This is a genomic window from Cryobacterium adonitolivorans (assembly GCF_004402695.1).
GTDB classification, from domain to species: domain Bacteria; phylum Actinomycetota; class Actinomycetes; order Actinomycetales; family Microbacteriaceae; genus Cryobacterium; species Cryobacterium adonitolivorans.
This window is the reverse complement of the sequence record NZ_SOFL01000012.1, coordinates 1-15,708: the sequence shown is the minus strand read 5'-3', so window position 1 is coordinate 15,708 and position 15,708 is coordinate 1. Positions and strand designations below refer to the sequence as shown.

Genomic DNA, 15,708 nt, shown 5'->3' with positions numbered 1-15,708 from the left:
CCGGGATTACGCTCTCGGCATGCGTGACGTGCGCCGGAGGCGGCCGGTGCCTAGGCTCGGTGGATGACGAATTCCGTACCCACCCTTACCCTGAACGACGGCCACACCATTCCCCAGCTCGGCTTCGGGGTCTTCAAGGTGGAGCCGACCGAGACCACCCGCATCGTCACCGACGCCCTAGAGGTGGGCTACCGCCACATCGACACCGCCGCCGTCTACGGCAATGAGGAAGGCGTCGGCCAGGCGCTGGCGTCGTCCGGCATCGACCGCTCGGAGCTGTTCGTGACCACGAAGCTGTGGAACGACAAGCAGGGCACCCAGTCGGCGCTGGACGCGTTCGATGAGAGCCTGGAGAAACTCGGCCTGGACTATGTAGACCTGTACCTCATCCACTGGCCGGCGCCGGCCAATGACAAGTTCGTGGAGAGCTGGAAGACGCTCGCCGAGATTCGCAAGTCCGGCCGGGCACGCTCGATCGGCGTGTCCAACTTCCTGGTGCCGCACCTGGAGCGTCTTCTCACCGAGACCGATGTCGTGCCGGCGGTCAACCAGATCGAGCTGCACCCCGCCTACCAGCAGGCCGAGGTCACCGCGTTCGCCCGCGAGCACGGCATCCACATCGAGGCCTGGGGCCCGCTGGGCCAGGGCAAGTACCCGCTGCTCGAGGAGGGCGTGGTCACCGCCGCGGCCGAGGCGCACGGCAAGACGCCCGCCCAGGTGATCATCCGCTGGCACCTGCAGACCGGCAACATCGTCTTCCCCAAGTCCAACCGCCGCGAGCGCATGGCCGAGAACTTCGACGTCTTCGACTTCGAGCTCAGCCACACCGAGTTTGCCACGATTTCAGCGCTCGAGCGCGGCGGCCGCGTCAGCGCGCACCCCAACGAGGTCAACTAGTCTCACGGCGCGAGCCGACACGAACGGCCCCTTCGGCGCGCGCGAAGGGGCCGTTCGCGTCATCTCGCGGGATGCCCTGGTGCCGAGGGGGCAGATGCGGCCCACCGGGAGCTCGCAGAGGGGCCGAAAGTGCCCTTTCGCGGGTCGTGGGGCAGCGGATGCGGCCGGCACCGGGCCATCCATCGTCTTACGCCGTGCGTCGGCGCGGGTGGCGGCATCCGGCGGAGGGATTTAGCGTCGGAACATGTCGTACACCCTGAACGTCGTCGCCGTTTCCGGCAGCCTGCACGCGCCCTCGAAGACCACCGCCCTGGTGCGGGCGATCCTCGACGCGCTCGAACGGGAACTCTCGATCGAAGTGCACCTGATCGAGCTGAGCCGGGTGGGCCGCGAGTTCTCCGGGGCGCTCCGCCGCGACGAGCTCTCCGCCGCGGCCGAGGCCGACCTGCAGCGCATCGAGGGCGCCGACTTGCTCATCGTGGCGTCCCCGGTTTACCGGGCCTCGTTCACCGGGCTGTTCAAGCACGTCTTCGACTTCGTCGAGCAGTACTCGCTCGTCGACAAGCCGGTGCTGCTCGCCGCGACGGGCGGCAGCGACCGGCACGCGCTGATCCTCGAGCACCAGTTCCGGCCGCTGTTCAGCTTCTTCCAGGCGCTCACCCTGCCGCTGGGGGTGTACGCCAAGGACTCCGAATTCACCGACTACCGGGTGACCAACGCCGAGCTCAGCGACCGCATCGACCAGGCCATCCGCCGCGGGCTGCCGCTGGTGCGGGCCAGCCTGCCGGCCAACCTCTCGGCGGACTCCGCCGCGATCGTCTGGTGACGCGCCGATGGATCCGCGCCATTCGGTGACGCCCGCGGAATAGTCCCGCTCCCGAACGCCTTACATTGGGACGTGCACGGATGCGACCCATCCGGGAGAGAAGTATCCTTGTGTCCCTGATCGATTGGCTTTTTGACGCCCAGCTGCAGATCGGCAGCCAGACGATCCTCTGGCGCGAGATCATCGGCAACGTCTTCGGCATCGCCAGCGCCGTCGGCGGGATGCGCCGCAAGATCTGGGCGTGGCCGGTGGGCATCCTCGGCAACGCCCTGCTGTTCACGGTGTTCCTCGGCGCCGTCTTCGGCACGCCCAACCCGGTGAACCTGCTCGGCCAGGCCGGCCGCCAGGTGATGTTCATCATCGTCTCGATCTACGGCTGGGTGCAGTGGTCGCGCAGCCGCTCGGTCGGCACCGTCGCCGTCGCCCCGCACTGGGCCGGCACCCGCGCGCGCATCGGCCTGGGTTTGGGTCTGGTCGTCGGCACGCTGGTGCTCACCCCGATCTTCCGGGCGCTGGGCTCCTTCGAACCGGTCTGGGCCGACGCGTGGATCTTCACCGGCTCCCTGCTGGCCACCTACGGCATGGCCCGCGGCTGGACCGAGTTCTGGCTGATCTGGGTGGCCGTCGACATCGTCGGCGTGCCCCTGCTGATCAGTGCCGGCTATTACGCCTCGGCGATCCTGTACCTCTTCTATGGCGTCTTCACCATCACCGGCTTCGTGATCTGGACCCGGGTGCAACGCCGCCGGGCGATCGTGGAACGGGCCCTGGTCTGATCGTGCCCTGCGGCGTCGCGAGCGCGGTCGGGGCCGCTAGCCGGCGGGGCGCGGCGGGGCGGTTGACCGGCGCCTGAGCTGCTTGGGCCGGCCGAGGGCCACGAGCCCCAGCACCGGAGCGATGAGCAACTGCAGCGCCACGAGGGGTCCGAACGAGGCGAACATCACCGTGAGTACCGCCGTCGCGGCGCCCAGGATCAGCACGATCACCAGGTAGACGGTGCGACCGGTGCGGGCGAAGGCGACGGATGCCAGTCCCAGCGGCACCAGCCGCAGCCATAGGTCGAGCGGGGACTGGGGCAGCGGCCCGCCGATGACCGAGATCACGGCAGCCAACGCGTAGAGTGCCGTCCACACCCAGAACAGCCACGGGCCGGCGGGCTCCGCCGGCTGGTACGGCTCCGTTGCCGCCCAACCCGGCGGGGCTCCCCGACCGGTGCGGCGCGACGCCGGGCCGGTGCCGGACCAGGCCGACGAGCCCGCGCCGGCATCGGAGCCTGCCCCCGAGCCGGGCACCGCGCTTCCGGGCGGCCAGTGTTCGGCGGAACCGGGGGAGCGGCGCATCCGATCGGTCTCGGCCTCCCGCAGCACGGCCCGTGCCTGGGTGATCCTGTCGAACCGGGCGGCCGCGGCGGCCAGCTCGGCCGGGGTCGCGGCGGTCAACCGGTCGGGGTGCGAGCGCTGGGCCTGGTACCTGAAGGCGCGCTCCACTTGCTCCAGTTCGGCGTCAACCGCGACCTCGAGGAGCGCCGCCGCTTCGGCCGGGGTCATCGTGCGCTCGGTCATACGCTGCAGACGGTCACGGGACGGCGGTGGATGTTCATGGGCGGCTGGCTAGGAGAGGCGTCCGGTCAGCGCCGCGGCGGTTCGGCGGGCGAGAGCGCCGGGAGGGAGCCGAAGCCCACGAGAACGGCGACGGCGAGCAGGGCCATCGCGCCGATGCCCAGCAGCAGTGCCCAGAGTTCCATCGTGCCCCTTCGTCGCATCCAGTCTCACAGCCGGCCCCCGGCTCGGCAAGCCTCCCCAGACGAGTCGTGGCGCGCGACTTGCCGCAAAGCGCTCCATCCAGCGCTCCGAAGCGGCACTGTGCGGCAACTCGCGGGGGCCCGGAGCGTCGAAGTCGCGTCAGATGGCCCCGTCGGGTGGCTCGATGGGGCGTTACGCGGCAACTCGCGGTGGTGGCCAGCGCCGGGATATCGCCACGACCAGCCGGATCGGAGATCGCCAGGTCACAATGGAGCCATGCCGAATCGCCTCGCCGACGCCATCAGCCCGTATCTGCGCTCGCACGCCGAGAACCCCGTCGACTGGCAGCCGTGGGGTGAGGCCGCATTCGAAGAGGCCCGCCGGCGCGACGTGCCCGTTCTGGTGTCGATCGGCTACGCCACCTGCCACTGGTGCCACGTGATGGCCCGCGAGAGCTTCAGCGACGTGGGCGTAGCCGCCTACCTCAACGAGCATTTTGTGAGCATCAAGGTCGACCGGGAGGAGCATCCGGATGTCGACGCCAGCTACCTCGCCGCCGCCGGCGCGTTCACGCAGAACCTCGGCTGGCCGCTGAACGTGTTCGTCACCCCGGCAGGCCGGCCGTTCTACGCCGGCACGTATTCGCCGCCCACGCCGCTGCCCGGGCATCCGGCGTTTCGTGAGGTGCTCAACGCCGTGACGGATGCCTGGACCAGCCGCCGGGACGCCGTGGAAGACAGCGCAGCGGGCCTGGCCGACGCGCTCGCCCAGGCTGCGCCCGCGGTGACGGGGGAGCTGCCCGACCAGGCCCGGCTCGCTGACATCGTCGCCCGGCTGGCAACGGCCGAGGATCCCGTCTACGGCGGCTTCGGCGGTGCCCCCAAGTTTCCCGCCGCGCCGACCCTGGGCCTGCTGCTCGACCGGGCCGACGGGCGCGAGCTGGCCCTGCGCACCCTGAAGCGCATGGGCGCGTCGCCGCTGCGCGACCCGGTCGAGGGCGGCTTCTTCCGCTATGCCGTCAACCGCGACTGGAGCGACCCGCACTACGAACGGATGCTCTACGACAACGCACAACTGCTCGAGCTGTACACCCGGGCGTGGATGCTCACCGGCGAAAGCTGGGCCCGCATCGTCGCCGAGGGACTCGTAGGGTTTCTCGGCGCGGTGCTGCAGCTGCCCGACGGCGGTTTCGCCAGCGCCCAGGACTCGGAGAGCACCGTCGACGGGGTGCGGGTGGAGGGCGGCTACTACGCCCTTGACGAGGATGCCCGCCGCGACCAGGCCCCGCCGGCCCTGGACGCCAAGGTGCTCACCGGCTGGAACGGCCTGGCGATCGGGGCGCTCGCCCTGGCCGCACATGCCTTCGCCGACGATGCCGCGCTGCACCTGTCCCGCCGTGCGGCCGACCGGCTGCTCGAGTCGCACCGCCGCGCCGACGGTGCCCTGGTGCGTGCATCCATAGACGGGCGGCTCTCGCCCGCGGTCTCGACACTGGAGGACTACGGCATGTTCGCCGGCGGCCTGCTCGAGCTCGCCACCGCCACCGGAGAGGTGCGGTACGCGGTCGCGGCACGGGAGCTCATCGAGCGGGCCATGCCCGGCGATGGCGTGACCTTCGCCGCGCCCGAGGGCGCCGACCCGGTGCTCACGGCGCAGGGCCTCGACCTCGCCACCGACCCCTCGGAGGGTGCCTACCCGTCCGGGCTCACGGCCATCGCCACGGCGACCTGGCGGCTGAACCTGCTCACCGGTGCCGCCCGCTACCGCGACGCAGCCACGGCCGGGATGGTGCGGCTGGTCGGCACCGGCGACGTCAACCCGCTCGCCTTCGGCGCCGCCCTCCGGCTCGTCACCGCCCTCGCGTCGCCGGTGGAGCAACTCGTCGTTGTCACCCCCGATCGAACCCCTGATGGGAGTGCCGATACGGCCCCGGGCGATTCGGCCCCGGACGATGCGGCTCTGATTGACGCGGCCCGGCGTCGCACCGGGCTCGTCGCCGTGGTCACCGAGCGGCAGGGAGCCGCCTTCGCCGCGGCCGGTTTCGAGCTGTTCGCCGACCGCTCGACCCGCGACAGCCTGCCCACCGCCTACCTCTGCCGCGACTTCGTCTGCCGCCTGCCCACCACGGATGCCGCAGCCCTCGCCTGACCCGCGCCATCCGCCCGTGGCGAGCCCGTGAGTGGCCATGTGAGGCCCGTTGCGCGCCCCGCACTAGGGCCGGATGCTGCCGCGAGTAGACAGTTGGGGCCCGTGTTGGCCTGCGGAAGGACGAGAGCATGCAATTCGGTGCCACCCGGGTCATCGTCGTCACGATCATCGTGAGCTTCATCACGGCCTGGGTGCTCGCCGGCTCGGCGGCCATCGCGCAGTACTTCTACGGCGGCAACTTCGTGGGCAACACCGTGCTCACCGGCGTCATCCTCTGGGCGGGTTTCACCGCCGCCCGGATGATCACCCACGATGCGTTCGATCGCCGTCCGTGGGGTCTCACTGCGCTCAACCTCGCCCACGAGCTGGTCACCATCGTGGTGATGGCGCTCATCATCGGCCTGTTCGGCATCAGCGCGGCCTGACCGGGGCGCACGCCGCACCGGTCCGAGCCCGCGGGTCACGCCCCGGCCGCACCGGCGTCGTACACTAGAGCAACGTCACTGTTCCCAGCGGGCCCATTGCCCGGCCTGGACCGGTGCGTGGATGCCCGGGAGACCGGGCGCATACTCCGGGGCCTGGCGCATCGATGCCCGCCCCGCGGAGATCACCCGTCGCAATTCCCGCACAACCGCTTGGCACCCCGCAGTCAGCCCTGCATCCGTTACCGCTCCACGTACTTTGCTCCAAGGAGGACCATGGCACGCTTCGACCGCACCGATTCCACCCGACACTCCCACATTGCTGCCGGCAGTGGCTTCTCCGAGGCGCCGACGAGCCCGGTCGACGAAGCGGCCCCGGACACCGCGTCCATTCCCCTTCTCTCGCTGAGCAGCGAACCCGAGCTCGTCCTGCTCAGCCTTGACGACCGCACCCGCCGTTTCGACCGCGAAGACGTGGTCGTGCGTAAGGGCGAGATCGCCCTGATCAACGGACACTTCACCCCGCACGAGTCCCGGGTCAGCGACCTGCTCGCCCTGGCCGATGCCCTCGACACCGCCGGCATCGACTACCTGCTGGTGCGCGGCGACCACGACCGTCCGGTCATCGCCGTGAACCGCAAGCGCCGCAAGAAGATCAGCCGCGTTCTGGCCGAGGCCTTCGCCAACACGCCCTTCTACCTCAAGCCGCTCGACGGCGACCCCGCCCGCCCGGCCCTGGCCGCCGACGGCGCCCTCGCCGCCCTGCGCACCTCCGACGTCTTCAGGGTCTACCAGCCGCGCATCGAACCCATCGGCCGGCTCCGTTACGGCGCCGAGACCGCGTTCCAGCTCGAACTGTGGCGGTTCGGCGAAGACGAGATCGTCGCCCCCGTCGAGAACGCCCTCATGCGCCGCCGGCTGCCCCGCGCCGAGGCCCGCGAGACCACCGTGGAGCTCTTCGGCCGCACCTGGCGCACCCTGCAGAACATGTTCGACGACCTCGTCAGCGACATCAGCTTCGACATCGACCTGGTCTTCTCCTGGGTCGACGGTTCCTCCAGCGATTTCCAGAAGGCCCGCGCCCTGCGCATGGCCGGTTATGTCGCCGGCTCCGGCGACGATTCGGATGCCCGCTTCCGGCAGATCGACGAACTCAAGTACGCGCTGCGCAGCGTGTACATGTTCGCGCCCTGGGTGCGACGCATCTTCATCGCGACCGACTCGCCCGCCCCCGAGTGGCTGGTCGACCACCCGCGGGTGACCATCATGAACAGCGAGGACTTCTTCCCGGATGTCTCCGTGCTGCCCACCCACAATTCGCACGCCGTGGAGAGCCAGCTGCACCACATCCCGGGCATCGCCGAGCACTTCATCTACTCGAACGACGACATGTTCTTCGGCCGTCCCGTGGGACCAGAGCTGTTCTTCTCACCCGGCGGTATCACCAAGTTCGTCGAGGCCGCGACCCGCATCGGCCTGGGCGACAACGACCCCAGCCGCAGCGGGTTCGAGAACGCCGCACGGGTGAACCGGGCGCTGCTGCGCGAACGGTTCGGCAAGGTCACCACCCGGCACCTCGAGCACACTCCGGCACCGCTGCGCAAGAGCGTCATGGCCGACCTCGAGGCGGAATTCCCCGAGGACTTCCGACGCACCATGGCCAGCCGGTTCCGCTCGGCCACCGACATCTCGGTCACCAACTCGCTGTACCACTACTACGCGCTGGCCACCGGGCGGGCCGTGGAACAGACCCAGGCCCGGTCGCTCTACGTCGAAACGACGCTCAAGCTGGCGCTGCGCCAGATGAACAAGCTGCTCAAGCGCCGCGACCAGGACATGTTCTGCCTCAACGACGGCAGCTTCCCCGAGATCAGCGACGAGGTACGCACCGAAGCCGTCACCGACTTCCTCGAGCGCTACTTCCCGATCGTGGCCCCGTGGGAACGCGAAAGCGTCATAGCGGCCAGCCAGCACGGCGAGGACACCCTCATCGAGAGTGCCCTCGGGATGGGGAACGGCGACGTCAGCGCAGAACCGGGATCGGCGTGGTCATTGGCGGCTCGCGGTATGCGGGGAGACTCCCCGCAGGCATGATCTCGATGCCGGATGCGGCCAGACGACGGGCGCTTTCGGCGGCATCGATGTAGTCCAGCGATTCGAACTCCCCCAGCGGCACCACCGAGTGCAGCACGGTGTCGGCGTAGACGTGCACGAGGTTGAACGCTCGCGCGCCGTCGCGGCCACGGGTGCCGCCGACAGGAACGTTGAGGTCCTGCGTGTAACAGGTGGCCGACGCCACCGACACCGGGATGCCGGCGAACGTGGCGGTGGACGAGTAGTGCAGGTGTCCGGCCAGGATGCTGCGCACATCCGTACCGCGCAGCACCTGCGCGAGGCTGGCCTGCTCGCGCAGCTCCACCGCCACCGACAGGTCGAGCATGCTTGGCACCGGCGGGTGGTGCATGGCGAGGATGGTGCCGTCCGGCGCCGGAACGCTGAGCTGCAGCGCGAGCCATTCGAGCTGCTGCTCGGTGATCTCGCCGTGGTGACTGCCGGGCACCGTGGTGTCCAGGGTGATGATGCGCAGCCCGCCGACGTAGTCGACGTGGTCGATCGGCGCCTGACTGGGCTCCTCGCCGAGCAGCTCGGTGCGGAAGTTCGCCCGGTTGTCGTGGTTGCCCATCACCCAGATCACCGTGGCACCCAGGCGCGCGGCAGCGGGTTCGACGATGCCACGCAGCTGTGCGTAGGCATGGGGCTCACCCTTGTCGGCGAGGTCGCCGGTGATGACGATCGCGTGAGGCCTGCCGCCGGATGCCTCGACATCCGCGAACAGCCGCTGCACGTGTGCGGCGCTGTCCACACTGCCGTAAAGACGGTTACCGTCTGCGAGCAGGTGCGTGTCGCTGAGGTGGAGAAGGAAATAATCCGGCCTGGGGTATTCGGCCGTTCGAATGCTCACGGAGCTTCCATTCGTTTGGTACTCAGGCACTTTACGGGGATTGCGCTTCGGATGCTACAGAGCCAGTCGATCAGAAAAGTCTGAACAAAGCGTGTCCAACACGCGAAAAGACAGGACCCGGAGGATAAAACCTCCAGATCCCGTCTCCCATTTGCGTTTCCGCGTCGCACATGCCCATCCCGTCGGTCGGGCGTGTCGAGATCAGGTGACCCGTCCCGTCCGGTGCGTTGCTCAGGGGTGGGTGAGCCCGGGCTCCGTGACCGGCAGAACGGCCAACTCGCCCTCGCCGTGCTCGTACGGTTCGAGGGTGTGGTGGTCGGCGGCCGCGGCACGGCGCCGCTCGGACTCGAAGTCGCCCTCCAGCCCCGGGTAACCACCACGGTCGAAGGAGCGATCCGCGCCGCGGTTAGCCCTCGCCGGGCGTTCCCGCCTCGTCTTTTTGCCGAACATAACTTGACGTTACGCCGCAGATTCTCGATGTCAAGAGTCAAGTTGAGCACAACTCAACATTCGACGCACATGTTTTGTGCACCGCGCTTTCACGGTTCACTCATGCTCCCGTGGGAGAGTAGGGGGTGCCCTCGATCTCCCGCCTCACCCCCACCCGCTATATCGGCGCCGCGCTGCTCTGCATCGTCGCGTTCGTGGCGCTCTACCTCTTTTTCGTGCGCGATGCCACCGGGCAGGGAATCGACCAGCTGGCCTTCAACGGGGCCGAGAACGGCTCGACCGGCACCACGGTCACCCAGCAGCTTCTCGACCTGATCCCCTCGGTGATGGTCGCCGTCGGAGCGATCGTGAGCCTGATCATCGCGACGGTGCGACGCGCCTGGTTCGCGCTCGTGGTTGCAGTGAGCGCCGCTATGGCCGCTGTGGTGACCACGCAGCTGCTCAAGAACGTGATCCTCACCCGCCCAGAGCTCGGCGTGGACGGCTACATCCCCAACTCATTCCCATCCGGGCATACAACGGTGGCGGCGGCATCCGCGCTGGTGGTGTTCCTCGTCGCCAGCGCCCACATGCGCTGGCTGGCCGGCACCATCGGGGCGGCGTTCGCGGTTGCGGCCGGCGTGTCGACGCTGGTGAGCCTGTGGCACCGGCCCAGCGATGCGATCGCGGCGCTGCTCGTCGTGGCGTTTTGGGGCTGCGCCGCCGGTGCCGTGCTCACCCGGTCCGGCGGTCGCCAGCGCGCCGCACGAACCCCCACCCCGGCCAGGGTGGGCCTGAAGCTGCAGACCTGGATCGCCGTGCTCGCCGGCATCGTCACCGCGGTGGCCGCGGGCATCGGCGCCACCGGGGCGTTCGGCATCTCGGATGCGCCGGTCGCGTATCTCGGCGCGGTCACCGCGATCGTCGCGGTCGGTTTCGTGCTCGCCATCACCGCCACCCGGCTCTTCGACCGCCTGCCGTAGCGGCAGCAGTCGGAGCTCCGGCGGTGTATCCGCCTCGCGCCTCGCCGTACAGGGGGATGTGCCTTCGACTCGGTGCGTGTAACACTGGGGCATGGCCGTCACGCTGAGAGCGCTCCAGACCGTTGTTCCGCCCACCGTCCTCGTGCAGGAGCAGGTCAGGGACATCTTCGCCGCCCAGCCCGGCCTCAGCCGGCTGGCGCAGCGATTAGTGACCGCATCCTTCAACCTGTCGGGCATCGACACCCGCCACACCGTGATCGAGGAACTCACCCTCGACTCGCAGGCGTCCGACCCGCAGTTCTTCGACGCCACCACCCAGCGGCTGCTCATGCCCGGCACCCGGGTGCGCAACGAGCTGTACATCGAGCAGGCCACCACGCTGTTCGTAGAGGCCGGCCGGCGCGCGCTGGCCGCCTGCCCGGGGCTGGACGCCAGCGACATCACCCACGTTGTAACGGTCTCCTGCACCGGCTTCTACGCGCCGGGCCCCGACTACATGCTCGTGCGCGAGCTGGGGCTGGCGCCGTCCACCCAGCGCTACCACCTCGGTTTCATGGGTTGTTACGCGGCAATGCCGGCGCTGCGCACCGCGAAGCAGTTCGTGGAGGCGGACCCGACCGCCGTGGTGCTCGTGGTCAGCGCCGAGCTGTGCTCGCTGCACCTGCGCACCTCCAGCGACCCCGACACCATCGTGGCCTCGTCGCTGTTCTCGGATGGCGCGGCCGCGGGCATCGTAAGCAGCCGACCGCCGGTCGCCGGTGAGAACGCCCTGAACCTGGACCACTTCGAGACCGTGATCACGCCCGTCGGTGAGGGCGACATGGCCTGGAAGATCGGCGACGAGGGTTTCGAGATGGTGCTGAGCTCCTATGTGCCGCACATCATCGACCAGCACATCGAGTCGGCACTGGCGCCGCTGTTCGGCCGGGACGAGTCGTTGACGCTGGCGCTGGCGGCCGGAGTGGTGGCCGAGGCGGACGCCGTGGCCGTGCAGGCGCAGGAGCAGCAGTCGCTGGAGGGCGGCGGGAGCCCCGGCCAGGTGCTCACGGCCGCGACCACCGGTTCGGCGTTGAGCACCGCCATCGCGCACTGGGCGATCCACCCCGGCGGGCGCAGCATCCTCGACAAGACCGAGGCCAAACTCGGCCTCACCGAGGCGCAGCTGGTGCCGTCGCGGGAGACGCTGCGCACCAACGGCAACATGTCCAGCGCCACCATCCTCTTCGTCATGAAGGAGATCCTCGACGGGCCGGCCACCGCCGACGGTGACAGGGTCTGCGCGATGGCGTTCGGGCCGGGACTGACCGTGGAGTCCGGCCTGATGACAGTGCAGCGCGGCTGACACAGTGCTCGCAACGCTCCGCGAACGGGCGGTCGACGCCGTCGAGATCATGGATGATCCAAACTGCGACGCCGAGGCCCTGCAGCGCACCTACGCGAACTTCCGGTACGTCAACGCCGTCGTCTCCGGGCTGCGGCACACCTACCGGCGCGACATCCGGCCGCGCCTGTCGGCCGGCGCGGAGACCAGCCTGCTCGACATCGGCTCCGGCGGCGGCGATGTGGCCCGGTCGCTGGCCCGGTGGGCCGCCCGCGACGGGTTGCGCCTGACCGTGACCGCGATCGATCCGGATGCTCGGGCGCACGCCTACGCGGCCGGCCAGCCGCCGCTGCCCGGGCTGGAGTTTCGCCGGGCGCTCAGTAGCGACCTCGTGGCCGCGGGGGAGCGCTTCGACATCGTGCTCTCCAACCACGTGCTGCACCACCTTGGCGGCGCGGAACTCGGCGCGCTGCTGGTGGACTCCGAGCGGCTCAGCCGCGGGCTGGCGCTCCACGGCGACATCGAACGCTCTCCGCTGGCCTACCTCGGCTTCGGCCTGGGCACCTGGCCGTTCTTTCGCCGCTCCTTCATCCGCGCCGACGGCCTCACCTCGATCCGGCGCAGCTTCACCTGGCGCGAGCTGGCGGCCGTTGCGCCGCCGGGCTGGGCAGTGCGCCGGGAGGTGCCGTACCGGCTGATACTGCGCTGGCAGGCCCCCGCGATCGCCGAACCACGCCGGGCCGAGGGAAGGCGAGCGCATGCGTGACGTGATCGTGGTCGGCGGCGGCCCGGTGGGCATCCTGCTGGCCTGCTTGCTGGCCGAGCGCGGCGTGGATGTGGAGGTGCTGGAACGGCGCACCGAGCCGTCGATGCTCGCCAGGGCCATCGGCATCCACCCGCCGTCGATGCGGGTGCTGCGCCAGGCGGGTGTGGCCGAGGAAGTGCTGGCTCGGGCCGTGCGCATCGAAACCGGCAGCGTGCAGAGCGGCGGACGCACGCTGGGGCGGCTGTCGTTCGCGCAGACGACGGGGCGGTTCCCGTTCGTCGTGGCGCTGCCGCAGCACGAGACCGAGGCCGTGCTGCGGTCGCGGTTCCGGCAGCTGCGGCCGGACGGCCTGCGCTCGGGCGTGGGTGTGGGCATGCTGCACGATCGCGGTCACCACGTTGACCTGATCGCCGAGCCGAGCCCGGATGGGACCGGGGACGCCCCCGACGAGGGCGCCGACGACAACGGGCTCGAGATCGTGGGGTCAGCGCGGTACGTGGTGGTGGCCGACGGCGCCCGCGGTCAGCTACGCGACGCCGTCGGCATCGCCTCCCGGCCACTCGGCGGCGGGGACACCTACCTCATGGCCGACTACCCGGATACCGGCGAACACGGCAGCGAGGCCGTGTTGTTCTTCGAGCAGGGCGGCGTCGTGGAGTCGTTCCCGCTGCCGAACGGCCGGCGCCGCTGGGTGGCGTTGACGCCCACCCTGATGCCGGATGCCTCGCTCGACGACTTGTCGGCGCTGGTGCTCAGTCGCACCGGGGTGCTGCTTCCGGCCTCGGACGCCCGGCCGAGCTCGTTCTCGGTGCGGCAGCGGCTGGCCGCCACGATGGTGCAGGGCCGGGTGCTGCTGGCGGGGGATGCGGCGCACGAGATCAGCCCGATCGGCGGGCAGGGCATGAACCTGGGCTGGCTGGACGCGGTGGCGCTGGCGCCGGCGCTCACGCACGCTCTCGCGCAGCCGATCGAGGCCCGGGTGACGCTCGCCGGGTACGACCGGCGCCGTCGGCGGAGCGCCCGCATGGCCGCCAGGCAGGCCGGCTTCAACATGGCCATGGGTCGTCCGGCACGCGGCCTGCGGCTGCGGCTGCGCAACGTGATCGTGCGAGTGCTCGCGACGCCGCCGCTGAACGGCCTGCTCACGCGGGCGTTCACGATGCGCTGGCTCTAGCGGGTCGAGCTGTCCTGCGCGCCCGGCCCGTTGCCGCCGCGTGTCCTGAGGCTCGCCCCTGCCTGCCATGGGCGATATTGCGCAACTCCTGCAGAATCTCGCGGCCGCGACAGATCGCCGCGGGTTTTCGGCATCCGCTGCCGGCGATCTGGGAAAATTGCAGGAGTTATGCCACGGGTCGTGACGGCTGGCAGCTCGAAACGAGGGGCCGGAGCCGGCCGGGAAGGGAGCGGGCCCGTCGAGTGGGCCGGCGTGCAGTTGAATAGAGAAGTGACTGCACCTCTGATCGACCTGCTCCGCGCGGACCTCGCCGCCGCCAACTACTCGGTGACCGCCCTGACCGGACTCTGGGGCATCGAAGCGGATGCCGCCCTGCACCGCAATCAGCGGGTGCCGGCCCTGCGGGCGCTCGCCACGCTGCGCGCCACCCTCACCGTGCCCGAACCCAACGTGGTGCTCGCCCAGCTGTTCGTCCTCGGCCTGCCCGTCGAAAGCGCCGACCTCGACGCCGCGCTGCCGTCCCTCGGCGTGGACGGTGCCGAGCGACTCGGCCTGGTCACCGCCCACCCCCAGGAGCCGACCCCCGACGCCGGCCCGGCGCAGGTGGCGCCACTGGTGGACCTGCGGCCGTATAGCTTCGTGGACGCGCACGGCGCCGGCAGCTGGTGGATCACCTCGGACCTGGGCGAACTGGCGCTGGGGCATCCGCTCGGCGAAAACCACGTGCTCGGTGTCGGCGGCGCCTCGCTTACCCTCAGCGCCCTGATGATTCCCACCTCGGTCGACAGCGCGCTGGATCTCGGCACCGGCTGCGGCATCCAGGCCCTGCACGCCTCCAGACACGCCACCCGCGTGGTGGCCACCGATATCTCCGAGCGCGCCCTCGAACTCGCCGCGCTCAACGCCCGGCTGAACGGAGTCGAGAACATCGAGTTCCGGCTCGGCAGCCTGTTCGACCCGGTCGCGGGGGAGCGCTTCGACCAGATCATCTCCAACCCGCCGTTCGTGATCACCCCGCGGGTGGAGGGTGTGCCCAGCTACGAGTATCGTGACGGCGGCCTGGTCGGCGATGCCCTCGTGGAGGCCGTGGTGCGCGGCGCGGCCGAGCACCTCACCCCCGGTGGCGTGGCCCAGCTGCTCGGCAACTGGGAGTACCACGACGACGACGCCTTCGACAGGCTCACCGGCTGGCTGGAGGGCCCGGCGGAGACCGCGCTGGACGCCTGGATCATCGAACGCGAGGTGCAGCCGCCAACGGGCTACGCCGAGACCTGGATCCGTGACGGCGGCACCCGCCCGGACACCCCCGACTTCGACCGGCTCTACGGCGCCTGGCTCGACGACTTCGAGGCCCGTGGGGTGCGCCAGGTGGGCTTCGGCTACATGCTGCTGCGCCGCCCGACGGATGGCCGCCGCCGGGCCGCCGCCCCGGCCCGCCCCCGCCTGGTGCGCCTCGAACGGCTGCCGGAGGCCCTGGGCCACAACCCGGCCGGCATCGGCCACCACCTGGCCGAGTGCCTGGCCGCGCACGACTGGCAGACCGGACTGGACGACGACGCGCTGTCCCGCAGCACCCTCACCGTGGCATCCGACGTCACCGAGGAACGGCACTTCTGGCCCGGCCAGGAGGACCCCACCCTCATGGCCCTGCACCAGGGCGGCGGATTCGGCCGGTCGGTGCCGCTGGACACCGCCCAGGCCGCCCTGATCGGCGCCTGCGACGGCGAGCTGCCGGTGGGCGCCATCATCGACGCGATCGCCCAGCTGCTCGACGCCGACGCGGCCGCGCTGCGGGCCGAGCTGCTGCCCCGGGTGCGTGCCCTGCTCGACGACGGCTTCCTCGCGCCACCCGCCGCCTGACCCCGTGGCGCCGCCCGCCCGCAGCATCGGCCCGGCCTCGGCTGGGCTGACTGTTGCCAAAGCGGCCATTTGCGCCCCTTGGGTTCAGGGGGTCGTTGCAACACCTGATTGATTGAGGTGTTGGTTATGGGTGGTCGTACGGGGTTTCCGCGTGAGGTTCGCCGTCGGTTCTGGGAGG

The 15,708-nt window shown here is 70.3% G+C and carries 14 protein-coding genes; 11 read left to right on the top strand and 3 right to left on the bottom strand.

The genetic code is table 11. The annotated features are described in order from the left end of the window. Positions 1–63: 63 nt before the first annotated feature. The 3 genes from E3O42_RS04245 to pnuC all read left to right on the top strand — a co-directional run bounded on the left by E3O42_RS04245 (position 64) and on the right by pnuC (position 2,499). Positions 64–897 carry an aldo/keto reductase gene (locus tag E3O42_RS04245; RefSeq protein WP_134452684.1) on the top strand — a complete coding sequence of 278 codons (834 nt, stop codon included), beginning with the start codon at positions 64–66 and terminating at the stop codon, positions 895–897. Positions 898–1,141: 244 nt separating this feature from the next. Next, the gene (gene msuE, locus E3O42_RS04240; protein WP_134452683.1) at positions 1,142–1,723 is read left to right on the top strand and encodes an FMN reductase; all 582 of its coding nucleotides are present in this window, start codon (positions 1,142–1,144) and stop codon (positions 1,721–1,723) included. Positions 1,724–1,803: 80 nt separating this feature from the next. Next, positions 1,804–2,499: a nicotinamide riboside transporter PnuC gene (gene pnuC / locus E3O42_RS04235; protein ID WP_420897860.1), complete on the top strand. Its 696-nt coding sequence runs from the start codon at positions 1,804–1,806 to the stop codon at positions 2,497–2,499. 36 nt (positions 2,500–2,535) lie between these two features. Here the strand turns inward: pnuC and E3O42_RS04230 are convergent, their stop codons facing one another. Then, positions 2,536–3,285, bottom strand: coding sequence for a DnaJ domain-containing protein (locus E3O42_RS04230; protein WP_134452681.1), 750 nt, complete (start codon positions 3,283–3,285; stop codon positions 2,536–2,538). 456 nt (positions 3,286–3,741) lie between these two features. On the opposite strand from E3O42_RS04230, the gene E3O42_RS04225 reads away from it, so the two are divergent. The 3 genes from E3O42_RS04225 to E3O42_RS04215 all read left to right on the top strand — a co-directional run bounded on the left by E3O42_RS04225 (position 3,742) and on the right by E3O42_RS04215 (position 8,129). Continuing rightward, positions 3,742–5,613 carry a thioredoxin domain-containing protein gene (locus tag E3O42_RS04225; RefSeq protein WP_134452680.1) on the top strand — a complete coding sequence of 624 codons (1,872 nt, stop codon included), beginning with the start codon at positions 3,742–3,744 and terminating at the stop codon, positions 5,611–5,613. A 110-nt stretch (positions 5,614–5,723) separates the two neighbouring features. Further along, positions 5,724–6,038: a DUF1761 domain-containing protein gene (locus E3O42_RS04220; RefSeq protein ID WP_338144923.1), complete on the top strand. Its 315-nt coding sequence runs from the start codon at positions 5,724–5,726 to the stop codon at positions 6,036–6,038. 273 nt (positions 6,039–6,311) lie between these two features. Continuing rightward, the gene (locus E3O42_RS04215) at positions 6,312–8,129 is read left to right on the top strand and encodes a stealth family protein (RefSeq protein ID WP_134452678.1); all 1,818 of its coding nucleotides are present in this window, start codon (positions 6,312–6,314) and stop codon (positions 8,127–8,129) included. Here the strand turns inward: E3O42_RS04215 and E3O42_RS04210 are convergent. Together E3O42_RS04210 and E3O42_RS04205 are read right to left on the bottom strand one after the other, a co-directional pair. Next, positions 8,059–8,997 carry a phosphodiesterase gene (locus E3O42_RS04210; protein ID WP_134452677.1) on the bottom strand — a complete coding sequence of 313 codons (939 nt, stop codon included), beginning with the start codon at positions 8,995–8,997 and terminating at the stop codon, positions 8,059–8,061. The genes E3O42_RS04215 and E3O42_RS04210 overlap by 71 nt on opposite strands. Before the next feature lie 231 nt (positions 8,998–9,228). Beyond that, a complete protein-coding gene (locus tag E3O42_RS04205) occupies positions 9,229–9,447 on the bottom strand; it encodes a hypothetical protein (RefSeq protein WP_134452676.1) in 219 nt (72 codons plus the stop codon). A gap of 125 nt (positions 9,448–9,572) precedes the next feature. Here E3O42_RS04205 and E3O42_RS04200 point away from each other — a divergent pair, with 125 nt between their 5' ends. The 5 genes from E3O42_RS04200 to E3O42_RS04180 all read left to right on the top strand — a co-directional run bounded on the left by E3O42_RS04200 (position 9,573) and on the right by E3O42_RS04180 (position 15,530). Further along, on the top strand, positions 9,573–10,409 hold the full coding sequence (locus tag E3O42_RS04200; protein WP_241984630.1) for a phosphatase PAP2 family protein: 837 nt from the start codon (positions 9,573–9,575) through the stop codon (positions 10,407–10,409). Between the two features lie 91 nt (positions 10,410–10,500). Next, positions 10,501–11,751 carry a type III polyketide synthase gene (locus E3O42_RS04195; protein WP_241984629.1) on the top strand — a complete coding sequence of 417 codons (1,251 nt, stop codon included), beginning with the start codon at positions 10,501–10,503 and terminating at the stop codon, positions 11,749–11,751. A gap of 4 nt (positions 11,752–11,755) precedes the next feature. Next, complete coding sequence (locus E3O42_RS04190) at positions 11,756–12,496, top strand: class I SAM-dependent methyltransferase (protein ID WP_198414057.1); 741 nt, start codon at positions 11,756–11,758, stop codon at positions 12,494–12,496. Then, on the top strand, positions 12,489–13,670 hold the full coding sequence (locus E3O42_RS04185) for an FAD-dependent oxidoreductase (protein ID WP_134452675.1): 1,182 nt from the start codon (positions 12,489–12,491) through the stop codon (positions 13,668–13,670). The genes E3O42_RS04190 and E3O42_RS04185 overlap by 8 nt, the downstream gene beginning before the upstream one ends. 270 nt (positions 13,671–13,940) lie before the next feature. After that, positions 13,941–15,530 (top strand): class I SAM-dependent methyltransferase, encoded by a 1,590-nt coding sequence (locus E3O42_RS04180; RefSeq protein ID WP_241984628.1) that lies wholly within the window; start codon positions 13,941–13,943, stop codon positions 15,528–15,530. Positions 15,531–15,708 lie beyond the last annotated feature (178 nt).

Bases quoted from the DNA above. Each gene is read 5' to 3' on its own strand.
- E3O42_RS04245 (WP_134452684.1), top strand. From the start codon at position 64: ATGACGAATTCCGTACCCACCCTTACCCTGAACGACGGCCACACCATT.
- msuE (WP_134452683.1), top strand. From the start codon at position 1,142: ATGTCGTACACCCTGAACGTCGTCGCCGTTTCCGGCAGCCTGCACGCG.
- pnuC (WP_420897860.1), top strand. From the start codon at position 1,804: ATGCGACCCATCCGGGAGAGAAGTATCCTTGTGTCCCTGATCGATTGG.
- E3O42_RS04230 (WP_134452681.1), bottom strand. From the start codon at position 3,285: ATGACCGAGCGCACGATGACCCCGGCCGAAGCGGCGGCGCTCCTCGAG.
- E3O42_RS04225 (WP_134452680.1), top strand. From the start codon at position 3,742: ATGCCGAATCGCCTCGCCGACGCCATCAGCCCGTATCTGCGCTCGCAC.
- E3O42_RS04215 (WP_134452678.1), top strand. From the start codon at position 6,312: ATGGCACGCTTCGACCGCACCGATTCCACCCGACACTCCCACATTGCT.
- E3O42_RS04205 (WP_134452676.1), bottom strand. From the start codon at position 9,447: ATGTTCGGCAAAAAGACGAGGCGGGAACGCCCGGCGAGGGCTAACCGC.
- E3O42_RS04195 (WP_241984629.1), top strand. From the start codon at position 10,501: ATGGCCGTCACGCTGAGAGCGCTCCAGACCGTTGTTCCGCCCACCGTC.
- E3O42_RS04185 (WP_134452675.1), top strand. From the start codon at position 12,489: ATGCGTGACGTGATCGTGGTCGGCGGCGGCCCGGTGGGCATCCTGCTG.